21 protein-coding genes are annotated in these 24140 nt (G+C 60.3%); 12 read left to right on the top strand and 9 right to left on the bottom strand.

Going from position 1 to position 24140, the window contains the following annotated elements; genetic code table 11:
• Positions 1-59: 59 nt before the first annotated feature.
• Positions 60-380 carry a transcriptional regulator gene (locus JMN22_RS08080; RefSeq protein ID WP_030141904.1) on the bottom strand — a complete coding sequence of 107 codons (321 nt, stop codon included), beginning with the start codon at positions 378-380 and terminating at the stop codon, positions 60-62.
• A 90-nt stretch (positions 381-470) separates the two neighbouring features.
• Positions 471-710 (bottom strand): glutaredoxin family protein, encoded by a 240-nt coding sequence (locus JMN22_RS08075; protein ID WP_030141903.1) that lies wholly within the window; start codon positions 708-710, stop codon positions 471-473.
• Between the two features lie 189 nt (positions 711-899).
• Here JMN22_RS08075 and JMN22_RS08070 point away from each other — a divergent pair, with 189 nt between their 5' ends.
• Positions 900-2612, top strand: coding sequence for a cation:proton antiporter (locus tag JMN22_RS08070; protein WP_198797270.1), 1713 nt, complete (start codon positions 900-902; stop codon positions 2610-2612).
• Positions 2613-2618: 6 nt separating this feature from the next.
• On the opposite strand, the gene JMN22_RS08065 is transcribed toward JMN22_RS08070, so the two are convergent.
• Complete coding sequence (locus JMN22_RS08065) at positions 2619-3827, bottom strand: ammonium transporter (RefSeq protein ID WP_198797271.1); 1209 nt, start codon at positions 3825-3827, stop codon at positions 2619-2621.
• Between the two features lie 339 nt (positions 3828-4166).
• Between JMN22_RS08065 and JMN22_RS08060 the strand changes: the two genes are divergently transcribed.
• From JMN22_RS08060 to JMN22_RS08030, 7 genes are all read left to right on the top strand, one after another.
• A complete protein-coding gene (locus JMN22_RS08060) occupies positions 4167-4481 on the top strand; it encodes a DUF883 family protein (protein WP_030141900.1) in 315 nt (104 codons plus the stop codon).
• 2 nt (positions 4482-4483) lie between these two features.
• Complete coding sequence (locus tag JMN22_RS08055) at positions 4484-4873, top strand: phage holin family protein (protein WP_030141899.1); 390 nt, start codon at positions 4484-4486, stop codon at positions 4871-4873.
• Entirely contained in the window at positions 4870-5205 is a 336-nt protein-coding gene (locus JMN22_RS08050; RefSeq protein ID WP_030141898.1) for a hypothetical protein, read from the top strand. The genes JMN22_RS08055 and JMN22_RS08050 overlap by 4 nt, the downstream gene beginning before the upstream one ends.
• A 148-nt stretch (positions 5206-5353) precedes the next feature.
• Entirely contained in the window at positions 5354-6682 is a 1329-nt protein-coding gene (locus JMN22_RS08045; protein ID WP_030141897.1) for a deoxyguanosinetriphosphate triphosphohydrolase, read from the top strand.
• A gap of 363 nt (positions 6683-7045) precedes the next feature.
• Positions 7046-7672: a response regulator transcription factor gene (locus tag JMN22_RS08040; protein WP_030141896.1), complete on the top strand. Its 627-nt coding sequence runs from the start codon at positions 7046-7048 to the stop codon at positions 7670-7672.
• 11 nt (positions 7673-7683) lie between these two features.
• On the top strand, positions 7684-11298 hold the full coding sequence (locus JMN22_RS08035; protein WP_198797272.1) for a transporter substrate-binding domain-containing protein: 3615 nt from the start codon (positions 7684-7686) through the stop codon (positions 11296-11298).
• 74 nt (positions 11299-11372) lie between these two features.
• Positions 11373-14318: an HD domain-containing phosphohydrolase gene (locus JMN22_RS08030; RefSeq protein WP_198797273.1), complete on the top strand. Its 2946-nt coding sequence runs from the start codon at positions 11373-11375 to the stop codon at positions 14316-14318.
• On the opposite strand, the gene JMN22_RS08025 is transcribed toward JMN22_RS08030, so the two are convergent.
• Together JMN22_RS08025 and JMN22_RS08020 are read right to left on the bottom strand one after the other, a co-directional pair.
• Positions 14319-14801, bottom strand: coding sequence for a GAF domain-containing protein (locus tag JMN22_RS08025; RefSeq protein WP_030141893.1), 483 nt, complete (start codon positions 14799-14801; stop codon positions 14319-14321). It lies immediately after the preceding gene.
• The gene (locus JMN22_RS08020; protein WP_198797274.1) at positions 14798-15688 is read right to left on the bottom strand and encodes an ATP-binding protein; all 891 of its coding nucleotides are present in this window, start codon (positions 15686-15688) and stop codon (positions 14798-14800) included. Before JMN22_RS08020 ends, JMN22_RS08025 begins: the two co-directional genes overlap by 4 nt.
• A gap of 166 nt (positions 15689-15854) precedes the next feature.
• Here JMN22_RS08020 and JMN22_RS08015 point away from each other — a divergent pair, with 166 nt between their 5' ends.
• Positions 15855-18176, top strand: a complete 2322-nt coding sequence (locus JMN22_RS08015) for a hybrid sensor histidine kinase/response regulator (protein ID WP_198797275.1) — start codon at positions 15855-15857, stop codon at positions 18174-18176.
• On the opposite strand, the gene JMN22_RS08010 is transcribed toward JMN22_RS08015, so the two are convergent.
• The 3 genes from JMN22_RS08010 to msrB form a co-directional block, all read right to left on the bottom strand.
• A complete protein-coding gene (locus tag JMN22_RS08010) occupies positions 18160-18621 on the bottom strand; it encodes a MarR family winged helix-turn-helix transcriptional regulator (protein ID WP_198797276.1) in 462 nt (153 codons plus the stop codon). The genes JMN22_RS08015 and JMN22_RS08010 overlap by 17 nt on opposite strands.
• Complete coding sequence (locus JMN22_RS08005) at positions 18618-19103, bottom strand: glutathione peroxidase (protein WP_030141888.1); 486 nt, start codon at positions 19101-19103, stop codon at positions 18618-18620. Before JMN22_RS08005 ends, JMN22_RS08010 begins: the two co-directional genes overlap by 4 nt.
• Before the next feature lie 252 nt (positions 19104-19355).
• Positions 19356-19751, bottom strand: a complete 396-nt coding sequence (gene msrB / locus JMN22_RS08000) for a peptide-methionine (R)-S-oxide reductase MsrB (protein ID WP_198797277.1) — start codon at positions 19749-19751, stop codon at positions 19356-19358.
• Between the two features lie 220 nt (positions 19752-19971).
• Here msrB and JMN22_RS07995 point away from each other — a divergent pair, with 220 nt between their 5' ends.
• Positions 19972-21183 carry a pyridoxal phosphate-dependent aminotransferase gene (locus JMN22_RS07995; protein ID WP_018603142.1) on the top strand — a complete coding sequence of 404 codons (1212 nt, stop codon included), beginning with the start codon at positions 19972-19974 and terminating at the stop codon, positions 21181-21183.
• A gap of 300 nt (positions 21184-21483) precedes the next feature.
• Complete coding sequence (htpX, locus tag JMN22_RS07990) at positions 21484-22371, top strand: protease HtpX (protein WP_003199411.1); 888 nt, start codon at positions 21484-21486, stop codon at positions 22369-22371.
• A 93-nt stretch (positions 22372-22464) separates the two neighbouring features.
• Here the strand turns inward: htpX and JMN22_RS07985 are convergent, their stop codons facing one another.
• Positions 22465-23118, bottom strand: coding sequence for a thiopurine S-methyltransferase (locus JMN22_RS07985; protein ID WP_198797278.1), 654 nt, complete (start codon positions 23116-23118; stop codon positions 22465-22467).
• A 104-nt stretch (positions 23119-23222) separates the two neighbouring features.
• Between JMN22_RS07985 and JMN22_RS07980 the strand changes: the two genes are divergently transcribed.
• A complete protein-coding gene (locus tag JMN22_RS07980; protein WP_198797279.1) occupies positions 23223-23990 on the top strand; it encodes a DODA-type extradiol aromatic ring-opening family dioxygenase in 768 nt (255 codons plus the stop codon).
• Positions 23991-24140: the final 150 nt, after the last annotated feature.

The following is a 24140-nucleotide window of genomic DNA, read 5'->3' as shown; positions in this document are numbered from 1 at the left end:
CTTTTTGCTGGGGCCGGCATTATCCGACAGTCATCTACGCCAGCCCAGCGATACTCGGCTCAGGCGGAGACCGTTGTCCGCCTTGCAGCGGCTTCGGTGAATTCCTTCAACCAGCGCAGCACTTCGACCGCCTCCCAGCGCCCCGGATCGTACAAGGCATACAAGAGGCCCTGATATCCCACCACATCCAGTTGCTTGTGGTAGCCGGCGCGCTGGAACAGCGCTTCTATCTCGGCGAAACAGGTATTGAAGTGCAGCTTGTTGAAAGGTGTCTTGCCCTCCGTGACCAGACCGTCCAGACGCAACTCCAGTACCGCTTCGCGTACAACGTCCACGGACATCCGGTTCACGCTGTTTTTCAATTGCTCGACATTGACCAAGGGTTGCACTCCAGTAGCTGTATGGACATACAGTAACCGAAGAACACCCTTTCGCCAATGGCGGCATGCAGGTCCAGCCGATGGAAGGCGTCAACGCAGGAATGAAGCAACCCGGTCAGGATCGTCGAACGGCCAATCCAGTTCCGCACCCGTGTCGATCCTGCGCAACACGGGAATGCGCAGCCCGTAGGCTTCGGACAAGACATCGCTCTCGGCAATATCAACCAGTTCCACCAACAATCCATGTTCGACGAAAGGCATCAACACACCCTCGGCGACTTCACACAGATGGCAACCCAGGGTGCCGAACAGCTGGCATTCCGGTGTCATGGCAGGTACCCCAAAAAGACAGATCGCCATTCTAGGCCCGCCCCACGCAACCGTCGAGCCGGGTACCATGTCGCAGTTTGTTTCGGTAAAACGCTGACGCAAATCACTGAGCCCAAATGCTTTTCCAGTGATGCTCGGTGTTTTTTCTGTTCTACGCTGGGTCTCGTAAACCTTGAAACGGAGTTTCTCTTGTTCGCCAACCTGCTGATCATTCTCGCCTCGTCCCTGGTGGTCATTGCCCTGTTCAGGCGCCTGCGCCTGCCACCGGTGCTGGGCTATCTGTGCGTCGGCCTGGCTGTCGGGCCCACCGCGCTGGACTGGGTGAATGACAGCGAAGAGCTGCCAGACCTGGCCGAGCTTGGGGTGGTTTTCCTGTTGTTTTCGTTGGGGCTGGAGTTCTCGCTGTCGAAGATGCTCGAACTGCGTCGGGTCGTGTTTGGCCTTGGAAGCCTGCAAGTTCTCTGCTCAGCCGCGCTGCTGGGCGTGCTGCTGGCAGGCAGTGGCGCTCCGCTGGCGGCGGCACTGCTACTCGGCGCAGGACTGGCACTGTCTTCTACGGCCATTGTCAGCAAGGAGCTGTCCAGCCTGGGAGAGATCTTCAGCAGCCACGGCCAGAACGCGATCGGGGTGCTGCTGTTCCAGGACGTCGTCGCGGTATTGCTTTTGACCCTGGTGCCTGTGTTTGCAGGTAACAGTGACGACGCCTGGTATTGGGCGTTGCCCTTGACCCTGGGCAAGACGCTGGTGCTGTTCGGCGGCCTGTTGCTGGCCAGCCGGCTGCTGCTGCCGCGCCTGTTCCATGAAGTGGCGGCATCCCGCTCCGCCGAGCTCTTCGTTTTGCTGGCCCTGGTGATCGTGCTGCTCACGGCGTGGCTTACCCACCTGCTCGGCCTGTCACCGGCCCTGGGAGCGTTCCTGGCTGGGATGCTTTTGGGTGAAAGCCATTACCGGCACCAGATCGAGGCGGACATACGCCCGTTCCGCGACATCCTGCTCGGGTTGTTCTTCGTCAGCATCGGCATGCTGATCGACCTGCAATTGTTCATGGACGATGGCCTGCTGATCCTCGGATTGACCCTCGGCCTGATGACCATCAAGGGCTGCGTGGTGGCCGCACTGGTGAAATGGCGCGGCAGCGATGGCGAAACGGCCTGGCGCAGCGGCCTGGCCCTGGCCCAGGGTGGCGAGTTCTGTTTCGCCCTGATGGCCCTGATGCAACAGAACCACTTCATGCCCGCCGATATCGGTGGCCTGCTACTGGCCGCGACATTCTGCTCGATGCTGGTGACTCCATTATTCCTCCGCGCCGCGCCAGGCATAGCTGCCCGGCTGCACCGCAAACCCAACGAAGAAGCGCAACTGGAGCAGATCAGCGAACGCAATGCAGGCCTGTCAGGCCACGTGGTGATTTGCGGGTATGGTCGCGTCGGCCAGTCCATTGGGCGTTTCCTACGCCGCGAGGGGCTGGAATTCGTCGCCCTGGACGACGACCCGGTCATCATCCGGGAAGCCACTGCGGGCGAACATTGCGTGCATTATGGCGATTCACGCCGAGCGGACCTGCTTACCGCGGTCGGGCTCGGTCGCGCGCGATTGGTGGTGATCGCGGTGGACAAGACAGACATCGCGATGACGGTACTCAAGGAGGTCCGGCGGGTGAATTCGCACGTACCTGTCCTGGTGCGCACCCGCGACGACAGTCAACTGGCCGAATTGCAGGCCGCCGGAGCCACCGAAGTGGTCCCGGAACTGCTGGAGTCCAGCCTGATGCTGGCGTCCCACGCGCTGATCATGCTCGGGTTGCCTGAACAGCGAGTCCGGCATCATGTCGATCAAGTCCGCCACGAGCGTTATGGGCTCCTGCACGGATTTTATCCGGGCAACCAGGACAAGGAGCCGTGATACCGATCAGTCCAGGTTCACCGCGCCGATCTTGTGGATCGACAGGTCGGCGCCGTAATACTCTTCTTCCTGGGTCAGACGCAGCCCCAACAAAGCCTTGATCGCCCCGTACACCGCGAACCCGCCGATCAGCGCAATCCCCACGCCTAGTGCCGTACCGATCAGTTGGCTGGCCAGGCTCACCCCGCCCAGGCCGCCCAAGGCCTGCTGGCCAAAGATCCCGCAGGCGATACCGCCCCAGACACCGCATAGCCCATGCAACGGCCAGACACCCAGTACGTCGTCGATTCTCCATTTGCCCTGGGCCGCTGTGAAACACCACACAAACAGAGCGCCGGCAATCGCGCCGGTCGCCAGCGCTCCAATCGGATGCATCAAGTCGGAGCCCGCGCAAACCGCCACCAAGCCAGCCAACGGTCCGTTGTGCAGGAAGCCCGGGTCGTTGCGCCCGACAATCAACGCCGCCACGGTCCCGCCCACCATCGCCATCAAGGAATTGACCGCCACCAACCCGCTCACACCGGGCAAGGTCTGGGCGCTCATCACGTTGAAGCCGAACCAGCCGACGATCAGGATCCACGAACCCAACGCCAGGAACGGAATGCTCGACGGGGCGAATGCCACCAGTCGCCCGTCCCGGTAGCGCCCGTTACGCGGTCCGAGCAGAAGGACAGCGGCCAACGCCAGCCAGCCACCCATGGCATGAACCACCACGGAACCGGCAAAGTCGTGGAAACCGGCGCCGAAATGGCTCTGCAGCCAAGCTTGCAAGCCGAAGTTGCCGTTCCAGGCCACGCCTTCGAAAAAGGGATAGACAAACGCCACGATCAGCACCGTGGCGCACAGTTGCGGCGCGAAGCGAGCTCGCTCGGCTATTCCACCGGAGATAATGGCCGGGATCGCAGCGGCAAATGTCAGCAAGAAGAAAAACTTCACCAGGCCATAGCCGTGGTCCGCAGCAAGGGCCGCCGCCGGTTGCACAAACGTCACGCCATAGGAAACCCAATAACCGATGAAAAAATAGGCCAGGGTCGAGACAGCAAAATCACTGAGGATCTTTGATAGCGCGTTGACCTGGTTTTTTTGCCGGACCGTCCCGACTTCCAGGAACGCAAACCCGGCATGCATGGCCAAGACCATGACAGCACCAAGCAGGATGAACAGCGTGTTGGAACTATGGACCAGACTGTCCACGGCGCTTTGCATATTTTCCATGGTGATTGGCAGACCTGAAAAAGTTGAAAAAGCACCGAAGCGGTTCATTTCGCGCCATCAGCGCACCAAATTAAAACAATCCGCCAGCCTGTCGAAGGCGGTCGAACCGCTTTGGTGCATGACAATGAGCGAACCGATGCCCTGCTTCGTCGTGCTTTGCGTTTTTTGATTTTCTGGATCAAGGTTTTAGGGCGCTCGCCCAGCTTCAGCGCACTGGCGCAGGCTCACGCACCAGTACATGGCAAAAAGCCGAGCAAAAGTTGTACCAGTCAGTTTCACTGAACCTTCCTGCATGGCTCATACTCGAACGCTTCAGACGTCACCTACGGAGATCCACCCATGGCCAGAACCCAGGCAAAGACTGCTCAAGAAACGCTGATGGAAGACTTTCAGACGCTGGTCAGCGATACCGAGCGACTGCTGGATCACACCGCGACGCTGGCGGGCGACCAGGCTGACGAACTGCGCAGCCAGATCCACGAAACCCTGCTGCGCGCCCGCGAGACGCTCAAGCTGACCGAAGAATCCGTGCGCGAGCGCGGCCAGGCCGCCGTGATCGCCACCGAAGAATATGTACAGGCCAATCCCTGGCAATCGGTTGGTATTGCCGCAGGCGTTGGCTTTTTGATCGGATTGCTGGCGACACGGCGCTAATGATGGGTATCGACGAATCCGGCTCGCCCGAAACGGGCACAAGACCTACCGCACGACGCCTGGGCGCGGCGTTCCTCGGCTTGCTGCACAGCCACGTCGAATTGTTCGGCATCGAATTGCAGGAACAGAAGGCCCGTACCGTCAGCCTGTTGCTATTTGCCGGCCTGGCGCTGGTTTTTGCCTTGCTGCTGCTGGTTGGCCTGTCGGCACTCGTGCTGATTCTGGTGTGGGACACCTACCGCCTGGCGGGGATCATTGGCCTTTGCCTGTTCTACCTGCTGGCGGCATTGTTCTGCGGGCTTCGGCTCAAGGCTGCGATCTACGACGAATCCTCACCTTTCCACGCCACTCTCGAAGAATTGGCCAATGACCGGGAGCGCCTGTTGCCATGAGCCTGCCCGATATTCCTCAAGCCCGTACCCGACAGGAGATGCGCAAGGCGCTGGTGCGTTTGCGCATGGAGATGCACCGCCAGGAAATTCGCCAGGAAACGCGGCAACTGCTGCACCCGCTGCAACGGGTGCGGGGGTTTACGCAAAGTTGGCATGAGGGCTTCGGGCTCAAGCATGCCTCGCTTTGGGGCGTGGCCGCGGTCACCTTGCTGGGTTTCCTCGGCGGCAAGCGAACCCGGCGCGGGCGCTCCGGGGGCTTGTCGCGCCTGATCCGGCTGGCAACGACGTTGCTTCCGCTGATCAAGCTCGCCAAGAGTACGCGTAAACCCTGATGCTGCTCGACGGGCCCTTCTCATCGAACGGCCCGCTTCGACTGTCAATGCAACACCCTGGCACAACTGATCGCAGCCCTCAGGCCTTGCAGGACACCGCGCGAACCGGGAAGCTAGGGCATCGACTCAACAAACGGAGCAACCGGCCTTGGATTGGCACACCCTGCTGACTCGCGAACGCCTGGGAAAAACGCTGCACAGTCCGGAAGAACTGGGCCGCAGTCCATTTCACAAAGACCATGACCGCATTATCTTCTCCGGTGCATTCCGTCGCCTTGGGCGCAAGACCCAGGTGCACCCGGTGTCCAGCAACGATCATATCCATACGCGCCTGACCCATTCGCTCGAGGTCAGCTGCGTCGGTCGTTCGCTCGGCATGCGCGTCGGAGAGACCATCCGCAGCGCCCTGCCAGACTGGTGTGAACCCAGCGACCTGGGCATGGTCGTGCAATCGGCCTGCCTGGCCCACGATATCGGCAACCCGCCGTTCGGTCATTCCGGCGAGGACGCCATCCGCTATTGGTTCCAACAGGCCGCAGGGCGTGGCTGGCTTGATGCGATGAGCGAGGCCGAGCGTAACGACTTCCTCAATTTCGAAGGCAACGCCCAGGGATTCCGGGTTCTCACCCAGCTTGAATATCATCAGTTCGACGGTGGCACCCGGCTCACCTATGCAACCTTGGGCACCTACCTGAAATACCCTTGGACAGCCCGTCACGCCGACTCACTGGGCTACAAGAAGCACAAGTTCGGCTGCTATCAGAGCGAATTGCCGCTTCTGGAGCAAATCGCCCACAAACTTGGCCTGCCGCAGATCGAAGATCAGCGCTGGGCAAGGCATCCGCTGGTCTACCTGATGGAGGCCGCCGATGACATCTGTTACGCGCTGATCGACCTGGAAGACGGCGTGGAAATGGACCTGCTGGAATATTCGCAGGTGGAATCGCTGCTGCTGGACCTGGTCGGAGACGATCTGCCGGAAACCTATCGCCAGCTTGGACCATTGGATTCCAGGCGGCGAAAGCTGGCTATCCTGCGCGGCAAGGCCATCGAACACCTGACCAACGCCGCCGCCCGTGCGTTCGTCGAACAACAGGATGCGCTGCTTGCCGGCACACTGCAGGGCGACCTCGTGGAACACATGCACGGGCCGGCCAAGCGCTGCGTGTTGAATGCCAAGGACATGGCCCGCAAGAAAATATTCCAGGACAAGCGCAAGACGCTCAACGAGATCGGTGCCTACACCACGCTGGAAATCCTGCTCAACGGTTTTTGCGGCGCCGCCCTGGAACAACACGGTGGTCGAACGCCCTCATTCAAGAATCGCCGAATCCTCGATTTGCTGGGCAACAACGCCCCCGATCCTGACGGGCCGCTGCATGGCGCTTTCCTGCGGATGATTGATTTCATCGCAGGCATGACCGACAGCTATGCCAGCGAAATGGCCCAGGAAATGACGGGGCGCACCCGCCAGTGAACTGACCCGGCAACGACCGGAATCCTGCGGGAGCGAGCGGCTGCGCTCCCGCAATCGGTGGTTTGACTGCTTCTTCAATAAACATTTTCCAATGGCTTGGAAAACGCTGGCGAGTGGCTGGAAATAGCTGAAAACTGCAGCCCTGCTTAGTTTCACAACTTGAAAATACATACACAAGCTAGAAGATAAACATCCCCTTCCCACGCTACCCGCCTACTAATTGGCTAAGTACATCGTGGTATCTCGCGTCTTTTTTTGTAGGAAAGTTCTGAAATTGATCACGCGTGCCCCGTCTCCTCGTACGAGCTGGCCTTAACTGGGCTAAGGTGCGCGCTTTATTTAAGCTTGCAGGGGACTTTATTCATGAACTCCGTTTTCATTGTCGACGATCATCCGGTCATCCGCCTCGCCGTTCGAATGCTGCTGGAGCATGAAGGTTATAAAGTCGTAGGGGAAACTGACAACGGCGTCGATGCGATGCAAATGGTGCGCGAGTGCATGCCCGACTTGGTCATCCTGGATATCAGCATTCCCAAACTTGACGGACTGGAAATTCTTTCACGCTTCAATGCCATGACCACGCCGCTCAAGACATTGGTGCTGACGGCTCAATCCCCTACGCTCTTTGGCATTCGCTGCATGCAATCCGGCGCCTCCGGCTACGTTTGCAAACAGGAAGATCTCAGCGAACTCGTCAGCGCAATAAAAGCCGTACTGTCCGGCTATAACTATTTTCCCAGCCAGGCGCTGACGCCCGTCGCTCATGACGATCCCCGCAGTATCGAGCTGGATCTTTTCAAGAGTGTCAATGACCGCGAGTTGATGGTTCTGCAACTTTTTGCCCAAGGCCGCACCAACAAGGAAATAGCCAAGGGCATGTTCCTGAGCAATAAAACAGTCAGCACCTATAAAAAACGGCTCATGCAAAAACTTAAAGTTAAGTCGTTGGTAGACCTGATTGAAATGGCAAAGCGAAACTCGCTGGTGTGAGAAACAATCGGATGTTCAATCGCATAAGCAACTATCTTCTGCTGTTAGGCGCAGGGTTATATGCGCAGATGCTCATGGCGACGCCGAATATGCCCCAGCGCTACGCGCTATTGAGTCGCGCGACGACGGATCCTATCGAAATCCGTCTCGACGAGACCCAACGAACCTGGCTGCAAGGTCGCCAGGAATTGGTCCTCGGAACTTCCGCGCCGGATTACCCGCCCTTCGACCTTTCCACCAGCGGGCGCGACTATGAAGGCATGACCGCCGATTATGCGGGCCTCATCGCCAAAGCGACCGGCCTGCCAATGAAAGTCCTGCGCTTCGCCTCCCGCGAGGCGGCCATTACCGCGCTCAAGCAGGGGCAAATCGACCTGCTCGGCAGTGCCAACGGTTTCGAAGCCCGAACCACCGGCATCGTCCTGTCGACTCCCTATGCCGTGGATCAACCGGTCCTGGTCACCCGGACGAGTGAAAACCGGCCCCTGACCGACGATCTCGAAGGGCTGCGGTTGAGCATGGTCTATCACTACCTGCCCCTGCACGAAATCGAAAAGCTGTACCCCAAAGCGTCTGTCATCGCCTACCCCTCCTACCAGAACGCCATCAACGCAGTCGCCTTCGGGCAGGCCGATGTATTTCTCGGCGACACCATTTCCACCCATTACATGATCAACAAGGGGTACTTGGGCAACATCCGCATGGCCAGCTTCGCCAAACATGAGTCGTCCGGATTCGCCTTCGCGCTGCGACACGACGACACCCGATTGCTGGACATCATCAACGCCACGCTCAACCAGACCCCCATCGCTGAACAAGCGGCAATTTCCAAGCGCTGGAGTGCCGGCAGCGATCTGTACCTCACGGATCACAAGATACAACTGACCGACCGCGAACAGCGCTGGCTGGCCCAGCACCCCACAGTCCGAGTGGCCGTGAACGAAACGTTCGCCCCGTTTACCTTTTTCGATCCGGACGGCGATTTTCGCGGCATCAGCGCCGACTTGCTGGAACGGGTCAGGCTGCGTACCGGCCTGCGCCTGGACATCCAGCGCCACGGGACAGACGACGGCATGATCGCCGCAGTCCTGAACGGCCAGGCGGACGTCATTGCCGCGCTCTCGCCCAGCCGCGAACGGCAACGACTGCTGAGATTCAGCCGTCCCTACATGGACAGTTCCTTCGTCCTGTTGACGCGCAAGCAGTCCGATACCCCGGCGACACTGGACCAGTTCGCGGGCAAGCGCCTGGCGATCGCCAAAGGCAACCCCGTCATCGATTGGCTACGCAGCCAGTACCCGGGCCTGCAAATAATCGAAACCATCGACTCGCTGCACGCCGTCCAGTTAGTCGCCCAAGGGCAAGCCGATGGCAGCGTGAACTCCCTGGTCATGGCCAATTACTTCATGTCCTCCCATACCTTGCGGGACACCTTGCAAATCAGCAGCACCGTGGGCACCCAGCAGGCAATGTTTTCCCTGGCCGTTGGAAAAAATGCCACGGAGCTCAATTCCATCCTCGACAAAGCCTTGACCAGCATCGACCCGGACGAGTTGGGCGTCATCAACAACCGTTGGCGTGGCTACGTCCCGGCGTCGGAAGTGGCCTGGCGCACCTATAACCGCGTGTTCCTGCAGGTCGCCGCAGGCGCTGGCCTGTTACTCCTGCTCTCCCTGGCCTGGAATGCCTACATGCAGCGCCAGATCAGGCAACGTCAGCAGGCAGAGCTGGCGCTCAATGACCAGCTGGAATTCATGCACGCCCTGCTCAACGGCACGCCCCACCCGATCTATGTGCGGGACCGCAACGGTTTCCTGCAAAGCTGCAACGACAGCTACCTTGAAACATTCAATGCAAGACGCGAGGACGTCATCGGCAAGAACGTCATGCCCGGCGCCATGAGCAACGCCTTCGAGGCGCAGGAATACCAGGCGGACTATCAACGGGTGATGACCGAAGGCATTCCCCTGATCGTTGATCGGCCGCTGCACATCGGTGACAGGAAGCTCACGATCTACCACTGGATCCTCCCCTACCGAAATTCGGCCGCTCAAGTACAAGGCATCATCGGCGGCTGGATCGATATCAGCGAACGGCGAGAGTTGTTCGACGAATTGCGTGCCGCCAAGGAGCAGGCCGAGAATGCCAACCGGGCCAAAAGTACCTTCCTGGCGACCATGAGCCATGAGATCCGCACGCCGATGAACGCCGTGATCGGCATACTCGAGCTCGCCCTCAAGCACGCCGACAAAGGCCAGGTGGACCGCTCGGCAATAGAGGTCGCGTACGAGTCGGCCTCCGGCATGCTGGAGCTGATCGGCGATATCCTCGACATCGCCCGTATCGAATCAGGCCATCTGAGCCTGGCGCCCGAACGTGTCGACCTGAGAGCCCTCTTGCAGTCGGTCATTCGCGTGTTCGCGGGATTGGCCCGGCAGAAAAACCTGGCGTTGTCATTGCACTTCGAGCCTGCCGAAGGCAATCCGAACGTGCACATCGACCCATTGCGATTCAAGCAGGTCATCTCGAACCTGATCAGCAACGCCCTGAAATTCACCGAGCAAGGAGAGGTCAAGGTGAGCGTGAAGCTGTCGCCAACCGTCCACGAAGAAACGCTGCACATGCAACTGGAGGTCAGCGACAGCGGCATCGGTATCAGCCCGGCGGACCTGGGGCGGCTGTTCGAGCCGTTTGCCCAGGCCGATAACAGCAGCCGGATGGCGCGCAAGGGCGCAGGCCTGGGCCTGGTGATCAGCCGTCACCTCTGTCGGATGATGGGGGGCGATCTGCGGATGGACAGCCAGCCAGGCGTTGGCACCCAGGTCCGGGTCTCCTTGCAATTGACCGCCTTGCCCGGTGCTCCGGCGCACCCTGAGGCCGAACCCATGGTCGAAACCGCCGCCTGTGCATTGAGCGTCCTGGTCGTGGACGATCATCCGGCGAATCGCCTGCTGATGTCCCAGCAATTGGAATACCTCGGCCATCACCACCACCTCAGCCACGACGGCGAGCAAGGGCTCAAGGCCTGGCTGGACGGGGATTTCGACCTGGTGATCGCTGATTGCAACATGCCCATCATGAGCGGCTACGAACTCGCCAGGGCGATCCGTCTGCGCGAGACGGAACATCAGCTACCGCCCTGCACCATCCTGGGATTCACGGCCAACGCACAACCCGAGGAAAGACAGCGTTGCAAGGATGCCGGCATGAACGATTGCCTGTTCAAGCCGATCAGTCTGAGCGCGCTGAATCAATGGATGAACCAGATCAAACCCGCCAAGCGTCCCCACGCATTCAACGCGCAATGCCTGCACGCCCTGACCGGAGGCAACCCCGTGTCGACGCGACGCTTGCTGGCGGAACTGCTCAGCAGCAACCGTTCGGACCGGCAGGAGTTGCTTGACGCCGCTGAAAACGGAGACAGGCGAGCATTGGCCGAGACAGCCCATAAAATCAAAGGCGTCGCCCGCATCGTACAGGCGACTTCGTTGGTTCAACTCTGCGAGGCATTGGAGCTGGCCTGTCATCAGGCACCAGAACGAATCGAAGGGCATGCCCAGGCCCTCGAACAGGCAATGACAGAACTGGAGCAGGCCCTGCAAACGGAGATCATCAAGGCAGAATAACCCAGTGTTTACTATGCTGTTCGCTCAGCAGTGCGTAGCGGGGGCGATCCCCCCGAACACTTGGAGTGACGGAAATGCCCAGCGCACCGCGTCCGGAAAAACGCCGGTTTCCCCTGCACGTCCATATCAGCCTGATGTTCACGCTGCTCTTGCTCCTGACGGGCGTGGTGCTGGGTATATTCAATTACCAGCAAACCACCCAGATCATCCTGTCCAGCAGCGAAAAACTGTTCAATCGCGTCGAACAGGATGTGCGCGTGGACCTGTACGACACCTACGAACCGATCCGTCATCTGTTGGGCCTGCTGGCTGATTACCCGGCCACCCGCGAGCCCCGGATGGCGGAACGATTGGCCCTGCTCGCGCCTTTCAGCCGGGCACTGAGGGACAACCCGAACCTGGCGTCGTTGTACCTGGGCGATCGCAATGGCGACTTTCTGATGGTTCGGCCATTACGCACCGGGACCTTGAGAACCGCCCTCAAGGCCCCGGCCGACGCGACGTATCAGGTCTGGACCGTGGAACGTACGAGCGATGGCCAGGTTCACTCCCGATCGCTGTTCTATGACCAGGCCCTGACGCTCGTCGGCCAGCAAGACAATCCCGACGAAACCTTTGATCCACGCAGCCGGGGCTGGTTTCGCAGCGCAATGGAAACGGCGGAGCAGATTACAACCGAGCCCTATGTGTTCTTTTCCACCCGGAACATCGGCACGACCCTCGCCCGCCGCAGCGGCGAGCGTGCGGTCATCGGTGCCGACCTGACCCTGGCCGCCCTGTCCCAGACGCTGGCCAAGCACAAGGTCACCCCTGGCACCGAGATCGTCCTGCTCGACCCTCAAGGCAACGCGGTGGGCTATCCAGACAGCGGCCGACTGATCGTTGATACGGAATCATCAAGGCTGATCAAGGCCCGCGACCTGAACCCGGCGATTGCCGCCGCGCTCGATGAAAACAGCGACACGCCGCGCCTGGAGGCGGCGGGTCGCCAATGGATCGTTTCCCGCAGCCACATGCAGGAGGGCGGGCCACAAGGCCTGGAACTGGCGTTGCTGGTGCCGGAAGACGAGTTATTGGCCGATGCCTATCGCATGCGCTGGCAAGGCGCCCTGATTACCCTCGCCACCTTGCTGCTGTGCTTGCCCTTGGGCTGGCTGACCTCAAGGATCCTGGTCAAGCCGTTACGGTCCTTGGTGCAGGAGGCCGATGCGATTCGCAGCTTCGACTTCGATTACCCGGCGTCCCGTCGCTCCCCGGTGCTGGAAGTCGATCAGTTGGGCGTTTCCATGGCCCGCATGAAAGAGACCCTGGCGAGCTTTTTCGAGATCACCGCCAGCCTGCGTGCCGAAACCCGCTTCGCCCCGCTTTTGGAACGGGTGCTGTTCGAGACCGTGAAAATCGGCCAGGCCCAGGCTGGGCTGATCTATCTGCGCGAAAACGATGGCGAGCAAGTCAAGCCGTATGGACTGGTCATCGACGGAACCCCTCGGGACCTGCAAACGCTCGAACTGCAAAGCTATACGCTGAATGCTCCGAGCGGCCCCCATTGGTTTCAACGATTGACTGTCGCGGAAACACTGGTGTGCTCCCTTGGCTTCGAACAGGCCGGCGATCTGCGCGGTGTGCTGCTGGCGATGGACGCACCACGCGTCCACCTGATCGGCATTCATCTGCGCAACCGTCACCAGGAAACCGTCGGCGTGCTGGTGCTGTTGATCAGCGACAGCGGCACCGACGCCGACCTGGAAAAACTCCAGCCAGACCGCATCGCGTTCCTGCAGGCCGTCTCCGGCGCCGCGACGGTGAGCATCGAAAGCCAGCGCTTGCAAGCCAGGCAGAAGCAACTGCTGGACTCGTTCATTCAACTGCTCGCCGGCGCGATCGATGCAAAGAGCCCTTACACCGGCGGCCATTGCCAGCGAGTGCCCGCGCTGACGCTGATGCTCGCCCAAGCGGCAGCCGCCAGCCAGGCGCCTGCGTTCGAAGGGTATCGACCGACGGAAGACGAATGGGAGGCGCTGCACATAGCGGCCTGGCTGCACGACTGTGGCAAGGTCACTACGCCTGAGTACGTGGTGGACAAAGCCACCAAGCTGGAAACCTTGAACGACCGCATCCATGAGGTCCGTACCCGCTTCGAAGTCCTCAAGCGCGATGCCTGGATCGATTACTGGCAGGCGCTGGCAAGCGGTGGCGAAGCGTCATCCCTGGACCGGCACCGCGATGCGGCATTGGCGGCCCTGGATGATGACTTCGCCTTCGTCGCACGTTGCAACCTGGGCTCCGAAGCCATGGCCGACGATGACCTGCAACGCCTGCAACACATCGCCCAGCGCACCTGGACCCGCACCCTGGATGATCGCCTGGGTGTTTCCTGGGAGGAAAACCGCCGCCAGGCACGCGTCCCCAAACCGACGCTGCCCGTCACCGAATCATTGTTGGCGGACAAACCCGAACACCTGTTCGAGCGGCATGAGGCCGAGCTGATTCCGGCGGACAATCCGTGGGGCTTCCAGCTCGACGTGCCCACCTGGAAATACAACCGCGGCGAACTCTACAACCTCTGCGTCACGCGCGGCACGCTGACCCGCGAAGAGCGTTATGTGATCAATCACCACATGGTCCAGACCATCCTGATGCTCAGCCAGTTGCCCTTCCCCAGCCACTTGGAAAACGTCGCGGAGATCGCCGGCGGCCATCACGAGAAAATGGACGGCACCGGTTATCCCAAGCGACTCAAGCGCGAACAGATGAGCCTGCCGGCTCGAATGATGGCAATCGCCGATATCTTCGAAGCCCTGACAGCGGCCGACCGACCATATAAAAAAGCCAAGAAACTGAGCGAGGCCCTGGGCATCATGGCCACCATGTGCCGTGACGCCCATATCGATTGCGAGCTCTTCAAGCTGTTCATCGACGAGCGGATCTACTTGCGTTACGCCGAGGAATATCTTGATCCGCGCCAGATCGATGATATCGATCCGGGCAGCCTGTTGGCCAAGGCAGGATTGAACGCGTGATCAGCACTCGGTCAAACGCAGGAATATCGCCGCCAATTGCTCGATGCCGGCCTGGTCATGCTCGGTAAAACGCGCCAGTTTCGGACTGTCCAGGTCGAGCACGCCGATCAGCCGCCCGTCCTTGACCAGCGGCACGACCAATTCGCTGTTCGAGGCGCTGTCGCAGGCGATGTGCCCGGGGAAGGCGTGGACATCTTCGACGCGCTGGGTCTGGAGCGTCGCGGCGGCGGCACCACACACGCCGCGACCGAAGGGAATCCGTACACAGGCGATCTGCCCCTGGAACGGGCCCAGCACCAGTTCTTCGTTGCGATTAAGGTAAAAACCGGCCCAGTTCAAGTCGTCCAGCTGATTGAACAGGAACGCCGAGAACTGCGCCGCGTTGGCGATGAAATCGCGCTCATCCGCCAGCAACGATTGCAGCTGCGCCGACAGCAGTCCGTAGCCTTCGAGACCTGCGCCGGTGTTCGTCAAATCGATCATGCGTTGTGCTCCAGAAGCTTGAGGCCCACCCAATAACGGGCAAATTGATAGGCGCACCGTCCATTGCGGTTGCCGCGCCCGGTCGCCCAGCGGACCGCCTCTATGTCCAACGCTTCGTCACGTTGCCAGGCCAGCCCGGCCTTGGCGGCGAGTGTGCCGATCCAGTGCTCTACCACGTCGAGGAAATGCTCTTGGGTAAAGGGATAGAACGACAACCACAAGCCGAAACGGTCGGACAAGGCGATCTTGTCTTCGACGGCCTCGCTGGGGTGAAGCTCGCCGTCGACCCGCTTCCAGTTCTCGTTGTCGCTTTCCTTTTCAGGCACCAGGTGACGCCGGTTGGACGTCGCATACAGCAGCACGTTATCCGGCGCCTGTTCGAGGGAACCGTCCAATACGCTCTTGAGGACGCGATAATCGCCTTCACCGGACTCGAACGACAGATCGTCGCAGAACACCACGAAGCGCTGGGGCAACTGGGCGACCTGTTCGACCACCCGGGGCAGATCGGCCAGGTGATCACGCTCGATCTCGATCAGCCGCAGGCCATGCCCGGCGTGTTCAGCCAGCAAGGCTCGTATCAGGGAGGACTTGCCCGTGCCACGCGATCCCCACAGCAGCGCATGGTTGGCTGGCATGCCGTCGATGAACTGCCGGGTATTGCGGCCCAACTGCTCAACCTGGCGATCCACGCCAATCAGGTCCGACAACCGCATATCGAGACTGACTTCAAGCGGCAGCAGGAAACCGCTGCGCCCGTCACGCTGCCAGCGCGCGGCCAGGGTCTGCGTCCAATCGATGGCGGGCCGTGGCGCCGGCAAGAACGGCTCTATGCGAGCCAGCACCGCATCGGCGCGGTCAAGAAAAGCAATTAATCGAGCGTCCACGTCTTCTCCTCGGACAGGTTCACGGTAATGATGACGCTACAGCGACGAAACGACGAAGCCGATGGCGGGTCTGTTTCACACGACACTACTCACCGGTCGCACCGGTATTCAGAGATGATCAGCTATGCTTGACCGGCGAAGGGAAACGTAAGTGGTTCACCATTCCATGGATATCAGGTTCACCCAACGGCTGTCGTACAAGCAGGCCCGACTGACCGTCCTGGTGGGTTTCGTGCTGGGCACGTTGTTAAGCCTGGTGCAGATCGGCATCGATTATGCCAGCGAAGACGCGTCGATCAACCGTGAAATCCTGTCCCTGTTGGAAATCAGCCACAACCCGGCATCGCGCATCGCCTATAACATTGACGCCGAACTCGCCCAGGAACTGGCCTTGGGCCTGTTGCGTTCACCGGCCATCATTGGCGCCGAACTGATCGATAACAACAATACGGTGCTGGCGAGCGTCAAGCGCCCTGAACTGCAAAGCAACTACCGCTTTATCAGCGACTTTCTTTTCGGCGCCCAACGCCAGTTCGAAGACCGACTCTATTTGAACCATCTGCCTGACGAGTCCCTGGGTATCCTGCGACTGGATGTCGATACGTATTCCTTCGGCAGTCGCTTCCTGCGCCGGGCCGAGGTCACCCTGCTCAACGGTTTCGCCCGCAGCCTGATCCTGACCGGCCTGCTGCTCGCCTTGTTCTACGTCATGCTGACCAAGCCACTGGTACGGGTCATCCGCGAGCTGAGCAGCCGCGACCCGAGCAGCAGCGAGCAAAGTCCCCTGGAATGCCCTACCGGCCACCAATACGACGAAATCGGCGTGCTGGTGTCGGTTGCCAACCAGCAGTTTGAAAACATCTCGACCGAAATACAGCAACGGCGCACGGCTGAAAATCGCCTCACCGATTACCTGGCGCAACTGGAAAACATCGTTTCGGCGCGCACCGCCGAGCTCAAGGCCATCAATGCCCGCCTCAGCCAGTCCAACGATGAACTGGAGATTGCCCGGCGTACCGCCCTGGACATGGCCGAAGCCCGCTCCGCGTTCCTGGCCAACATGAGCCATGAAATCCGAACGCCACTCAACGGACTGCTCGGGATGATCGCGTTGTCCCTGGACGGTCCATTGACCGCCGAACAACAGCAACAGCTCTCGATTGCCCATGACTCGGGCAAGGTATTGGTGGAGCTGCTCAACGATATCCTCGACCTGTCCAAGTTCGACGCCGGCCAACTGGAACTCGAACGCATACCGTTCGACCTCGGCTCGCTGATCGAGGACACCGCCAACCTGCTGTCACAAAATGCCGCGCCGAGCGTCGAACTGGCGTGCCTGATCGAACCGCAGTTCCCCGCCCAGGTATTGGGCGATCCGACCCGCGTTCGCCAGATCGTCAGCAACCTGCTGTCCAACGCCTTGAAGTTCACCCGCTTCGGCCGGGTCGACGTGCGCTTGAGCCAACACGAAGGCGGCGTGCGGATCGAGGTCTGCGACACGGGCATCGGCATACCCCAGGAAGCCCAGGCACGGATCCTCCAGCCGTTCACCCAGGCTGGCGCCGGCATCACGCGCCAGTTCGGCGGCACCGGGCTCGGGCTGGCACTGACCTACAACCTCTGTGAAGCCATGCAAGGCCGGTTGACGATCAGCTCCGAGGCAGGCTTCGGCAGCCAATTCTGCGCAGACCTGCCACTGCCTTGTCACACGCCCGCAGCGCCCATCGAGCCCTTGCGTGGCAATGTCGTCGCCATTACCACTGCCAATAGCGGATTGGCCGAATTGTTGGGAATGCTGGTGCCCGGCTGGGGATTGGACTATGTACAACGTTCCGTGGATGACGGGCTGCTGGGGCTCAAGCCCGACATCCTGATCACCGATTGCCCGGAATGCCTGTTCAATCTGCGGCCGACTTTCGCGGCGCCGATCCTGCTGGTGACAGCCTACGGCAGCTTCATGCCCAGCGAAGAGGCGGCCGCCCTCGCCCCCTTGCTGCAACAAGCCCGGCCGCTGGCGCGCCATGCGCTTTATCAGATATTGCGGCGCGCCCTGCAAAGCGAGGCGACCACCATCAACGACGCGCAGATCGAAGCGCTGGCGCCTTCGCGCCGCGGGCGAGTGCTGTTGGTGGAAGACAACCCCGTCAACCAATTGGTGGCCAAGGGCATGCTGGTGAAACTGGGCTGCGAGGTCGTCGTCGCGGCCCACGGCATCGAGGCCCTTGACCAGCTCGAACAGCAGGATTTCGATCTGGTGTTGATGGACTGCAACATGCCGGTCATGGACGGTTATGAAGCCAGCCGGCAGATTCGTCGCAGCGGGCGCTGGCTAAACCTGCCAATTGTCGCGCTGACTGCCAATGCGATGCCCGAGGAACGCGAACGCTGCCGCGCCGCCGGCATGAGCGATTATCTGTCCAAGCCGTTCCGACGCGAAGAGCTCGCGGCATTGTTGGATCAGTGGGTGCCCACTACGTCAGCGCTTTGATCTGGGCCAACAAATGATCCAGGCTGTCTCGCAGGTCCCCTACGCGATCCAGGTCGATGCCGCTGTCGCAGAGCAGACGGGCCTTGAGCGGGCCGACCTGCTCGCGCAAGGCCTTTCCGCTGTCCGACAGGCTCAAATGAACCTCGCGTTCATCACGGGCTGAACGCTGGCGCTGGACCAACTCAAGTTGCTCCAAACGCTTGAGCAACGGCGTCAGCGTGCCGGAATCAAGCAGTAGACGCTCCCCCAGTGCCTTGACCGTGGGTTGTTCCGGAGCGTTTTCCTGCCATTCCCACAGCACCAGCATCGCCAGATACTGCGGGTAGGTCAGGCCGAGCTGATCCAGCATCGGCTTGTAGCCGCGAATCACCGCCCGCGACGCGGCATACAGCTTGAAGCACAGCTGGCTGTCGAGCTTCAGCGAATCGACTGACAGATCGTTCATTTGAGCAGGGCTTCGATCTCGGCGGTGAGGTCCTGGGGCTTGGTGGTCGGGGCGAAGCGCTTGACCACCTGGCCATCCTTGCCGATCAGGAACTTGGTGAAATTCCATTTGATGCCTTTGGACCCCAGCACGCCAGGCGCCCGCTGCTTGAGCTGGACGAACAGCGGATGGGCATTGGCACCGTTGACCTCGATTTTCTTGAACAATGGAAAGCTCACGCCGAAGTTGAGTTCGCAAAACTCGGAAATCGCCCCCTCATTGCCCGGCTCCTGCTTGCCAAATTGGTTGCAGGGAAAGCCCAGCACCACCAGCCCCCGGTCCTTGTAGGACTGCCACAACGCCTCGAGCCCTTTGTATTGCGGGGTGAAGCCGCACTGGCTGGCGGTATTGACCACCAGCACAGCCTTGCCGGCGAAATCGGCGAGAGTCTTTTGCTCGCCCTTGATGGTGGTGCACGGGATGCTCAGCAGATTGTCGGTCATGGGGGGCGGCTCCTGAAGAAGTTAGGACGCCGAAGATAGCGAGCAATTAAATTGTGTGCAATTTAATTATCGGGACACACCGACGTGCCGAGAGGCTTTTGTGGCGAGGGAGCTTGCTCCCGCTCGACGGCGCAGCCGTCGTAACCCCCGGCGGACGCGGTCTGTCTGGGCAAACTCCGGCAAATCGGTTTTGGGGCGGCTGCGCCGCCCAGCGGGAGCAAGCTCCCTCGCCACAAAGGACCGCGCAGAATTTTACTCGCGTGGCACGAGATCCAGGCACACCGAGTTGATGCAGTAACGCAGCCCGGTCGGCGGCGGGCCGTCCGGGAAGACATGCCCCAGGTGCGCATCGCATCTGGCGCAGACCACCTCGGTGCGGATCATGCCATGGCTCACATCCCGCACTTCCACCACCGCGCTGCCTTCGATCGGCGCGTAGAAACTCGGCCAGCCACAGCCCGAATCGAATTTGGTCGTCGAATCGAACAGCGGTTCGTTGCAGCAGATGCAGTGGTACACACCGTCGGTCTTGGTCGCGTTGTATTTCCCGGAGAACGGTCGCTCGGTGCCTTTGAGCCGGCAGACGTTGTATTGCTCCGGGTCGAGCATGTCCCGCCATTCTTCAAGGGTTTTCTGCAACTTTTCCATCGTCCTACCTCGGCAATTGAAAAAGCCCGATCCGACGCTTTTCCGCGGATCGGGCGGCACGTATGATTGCGCCTCGTCAGGCGCCAGTCTGGCAGTCACGTCATGCGCATTCAAATGGATTGTGGCGCATCTACCGCGTCCGGCCCGGGCACAGACGCAGGATCCCCAGTACGGTAGTTCATATGCCGCCTGGATCGTTCATTTTCGGGAACACATCGCCATGCAGGTCAGCAAATCGAACAAGCTCGCCAACGTCTGCTACGACATTCGCGGCCCGGTGCTCAAGCACGCCAAACGCCTGGAAGAGGAAGGCCACCGTATCCTCAAGCTGAACATCGGCAACCCGGCACCCTTTGGTTTCGAAGCGCCCGATGAAATCCTCCAGGACGTCATCCGCAACCTGCCGACCGCCCAAGGCTACAGCGACTCCAAAGGCCTGTTCAGCGCACGCAAGGCCGTGATGCAGTACTACCAGCAAAAGCAGGTAGAAGGCATCGGTATCGAAGACATCTACCTGGGCAACGGCGTGTCCGAGCTGATCGTCATGTCCATGCAGGCCTTGCTCAACAATGGCGACGAAGTGCTGGTGCCGGCACCGGACTATCCGCTGTGGACCGCCGCCGTGAGCCTGTCCGGTGGCAACCCGGTGCATTACCTGTGCGACGAGCAGGCCAACTGGTTCCCTGACCTGGCGGACATCAAGGCCAAGATCACCCCGAACACCAAGGCCCTGGTGATCATCAACCCGAACAACCCGACCGGCGCCGTCTATTCCCGGGAAGTGCTGCTGGGCATGCTGGAATTGGCCCGCCAGCACAACCTGGTGGTGTTTTCCGACGAGATCTACGACAAGATCCTCTACGACGACGCCGTTCACGTCTGCACCGCCTCCCTGGCGCCGGACTTGCTGTGCCTGACCTTCAATGGCTTGTCCAAATCCTACCGGGTGGCGGGCTTCCGCTCCGGCTGGATCGCCATCTCCGGGCCCAAGCATCACGCCCAGAGCTACATCGAAGGCATCGACATGCTGGCCAACATGCGCCTGTGCGCCAACGTGCCGAGCCAGCATGCAATCCAGACCGCACTGGGTGGCTACCAGAGCATCAACGACCTGGTCCTGCCCCAGGGGCGGCTGCTGGAACAACGCAATCGCACCTGGGAACTGCTCAACGACATTCCTGGCGTCAGCTGTGTCAAACCAATGGGCGCCTTGTATGCCTTCCCCCGGATCGACCCGAAAGTCTGCCCTATCCACAACGACGAAAAATTCGTCCTGGACCTGCTGCTCTCGGAAAAACTGCTGGTCGTCCAGGGCACGGCGTTCAACTGGCCATGGCCGGACCATTTCCGTGTCGTGACCTTGCCGCGGGTCGATGACCTGGACCAGGCCATCGGCCGCATCGGCAATTTCCTCAAGTCCTACCGCCAATGATCCAGCCAGCGTGCGAGGCCCCTCACCTCGCACGCTGTCTGATTCAGCAACACATCCGTTCTGTGAGCGCCACCAGGCCTTCTACACTGGGATTCGAGAGCGGATGGTCGACGCAACGCAACGTTCGCGGGGCGCGGATGCCGGATCTCATTTCCAGAGTCACTTTCAGAAAAGTCTTTCAAACATTTAGGACGGCTGTAGGACACAGTTTGAAATAGTAGGCGAGTTGAATAGCCCGCGGCAGCACCTTATATACCCCGCATAACGCTACATCTTTAGCATGAGGAGATTGCTACCACCATGATGCGCATCCTGCTGTTTTTGGCCACTAACCTGGCGGTCGTGCTGATTGCCAGCATCACCCTGAGCCTTTTTGGCTTCAACGGGTTCATGGCGGCCAACGGGGTTGATCTCAACCTCAATCAGCTGCTGATCTTCTGTGCGGTGTTCGGTTTCGCCGGTTCGCTGTTCTCGCTGTTCATCTCCAAGTGGATGGCGAAGATGAGCACCAGCACCCAGATCATCAGCCAGCCGCGCACTCGCCACGAACAATGGCTGCTGCAGACCGTCGAGCAGTTGTCTCGCGAAGCCGGGATCAAAATGCCCGAAGTCGGGATCTTCCCGGCCTACGAGGCGAACGCCTTCGCCACCGGCTGGAACAAGAACGACGCACTGGTCGCCGTCAGCCAGGGCCTGCTCGAACGCTTCTCGCCGGATGAAGTCAAGGCCGTGCTGGCCCACGAGATTGGCCACGTCGCCAACGGCGACATGGTTACGCTGGCGCTGATCCAGGGCGTGGTGAACACCTTCGTGATGTTCTTTGCCCGCATCATCGGCAACTTCGTCGACAAGGTGATCTTCAAGAACGAAGAAGGCCAGGGCATCGCCTACTACGTGGCGACCATTTTCGCCGAACTGGTCCTGGGCATCCTCGCCAGCGCCATCGTCATGTGGTTCTCGCGCAAACGCGAGTTCCGCGCAGACGACGCCGGTGCACGCCTGGCGGGCACCAGCGCGATGATCGGCGCCCTGCAGCGCCTGCGCGCGGAACAAGGCCTGCCGGTGCACATGCCCGACACCTTGAACGCCTTTGGTATCAACGGTGGCATCAAGCAGGGCCTGGCGCGCATGTTCATGAGCCACCCGCCACTGGAAGAGCGAATTGACGCGCTGCGTCGCCGTGGTTGATCGCTAGAGTCGCAAAAGGAAAGCCCGTAGCAATGCGGGCTTTTTTTCGGTTGCCAATTCATCTGCAACCTCGCCTGGCACAAACGCGACACATCAACGCCTGGAAATCAGATACACCCGTTCATCCAACCGCTTCACCCCCGCCTGCAAGAATTTCCAGCTCTCCCCAAGCACATCCTGCTCCTGCAAAATCTCCAGACGCCAAGCGCCACCCAGCAACCGCTGCACTTCTTCATGCCCAACGGAAAACGGCGGCCCAGGCATTTCGTCCTGGTTGTAATCGAGGGTAATCAACAGCCCGACGCAGTCTGGCAATATTTTCAGCAAATGCGCCACGTACCGCTCGCGCATCGGCGCAGGCAATGCGATCAATGCAGCGCGGTCATACAACGTCGCGCAATCGGCCACGTCCAAAGGCGTCAGCGCAAAGAAATCACCGCAGCGGATTTCGATGGCACCGGCACGAAATATCTTGAAGGCGCCCTCCTCGCTCACGTTCGGCTCAAGCTGATGCTCCTGGAAAAAATCAGTGACGGCTTTCTCTGACAGCTCAATTCCGAGCACGGAAAAACCTTGTTGCGCCAACCACATCAGATCCAGCGTCTTGCCGCACAGGGGCACCAACACTCGAGTCTCTTCGGGCAATCCCAATTGGGGCCAGAAACGCTGCAGATAAGGGTTCACCTCCGGCAGATGAAAGCCGATCTGGTTGGTTGACCAACGCTTGTGCCAAAACTCGGGGTCCATGGGGTTCGCTCCATAAATTCGATCAAAACAGGTTAAAACTTATATTAGATTTTGATCATTGACCTGACAGAAGATGGCACATCTTAACGCTCAGGAGCCCGTCCATGCTGCCCAGCCTGTTTATTTCCCATGGCTCACCGATGCTCGCCCTGGAGCCCGGCGAAAGCGGCCCTGCGTTGGTTCGCCTCGCCGCGCAACTGCCCAGGCCAAAGGCGATCGTCATTGTCTCGGCTCATTGGGAGAGCGACGAACTGCTGGTCAGCGCCAACCCGCGACCGCGCACCTGGCATGACTTCGGCGGGTTTCCACCGGCACTGTATGAAGTGCAATACCCGGCGCCTGGCGACCCTCGACTGGCGGAACAGGTGGCAGACATGCTCAACGCCGCGCATCTGCCGGCACGCCTCGACTCTAAGCGGTCATCCGACCATGGCGTCTGGGTGCCGCTGTCGTTGATGTATCCCGAGGCCGATATTCCCGTGGTGCAGGTCTCCTTGCCCAGCCATCAAGGCCCGACGCTGCAAACGCAAGTCGGCCGCGCATTGGCGAGCCTGCGGGAACAAGGGGTGCTGGTGATCGGTTCCGGAAGCATTACGCATAACCTGCGGGACCTGGATTGGAACGCCGGCCCTGAAACCGTCGAACCCTGGGCCAAGGCGTTTCGCGATTGGATAGTCGCCAAACTGGCGTCGAACGATGAGGTGGCGCTGCACGACTATCGCCGCCAGGCGCCCAATGCCGTGCGCAGCCATCCCAGCGATGAGCATTTGTTGCCGCTGTATTTTGCCCGAGGGGCTGGGGGGACATTCAGCGTTGCCCATGCGGGGTTCACGATGGGGACGCTGGGGATGGACATCTATCGGTTCGACTGATCGCAAACCGAGTCGCGCCAATCGCGAGCAAGCTCGCTCCCACATTGGGTCTTCGGCGCTCACAAATCCCCTGTGGGAGCGAGCTTGCTCGCGAGGGGTCTCCCCGCCGCTCGCACTGAAAAAACACCACACGACAGGCAAAAAAAATCC

It is taken from the genome of Pseudomonas sp. HB05 (assembly GCF_016756915.1).
GTDB classification, from domain to species: Bacteria; Pseudomonadota; Gammaproteobacteria; order Pseudomonadales; family Pseudomonadaceae; genus Aquipseudomonas; species Aquipseudomonas alvandae.
Note: the sequence above shows the minus strand (reverse complement) of the source record. Positions and strands in the feature narration are given on the sequence as shown.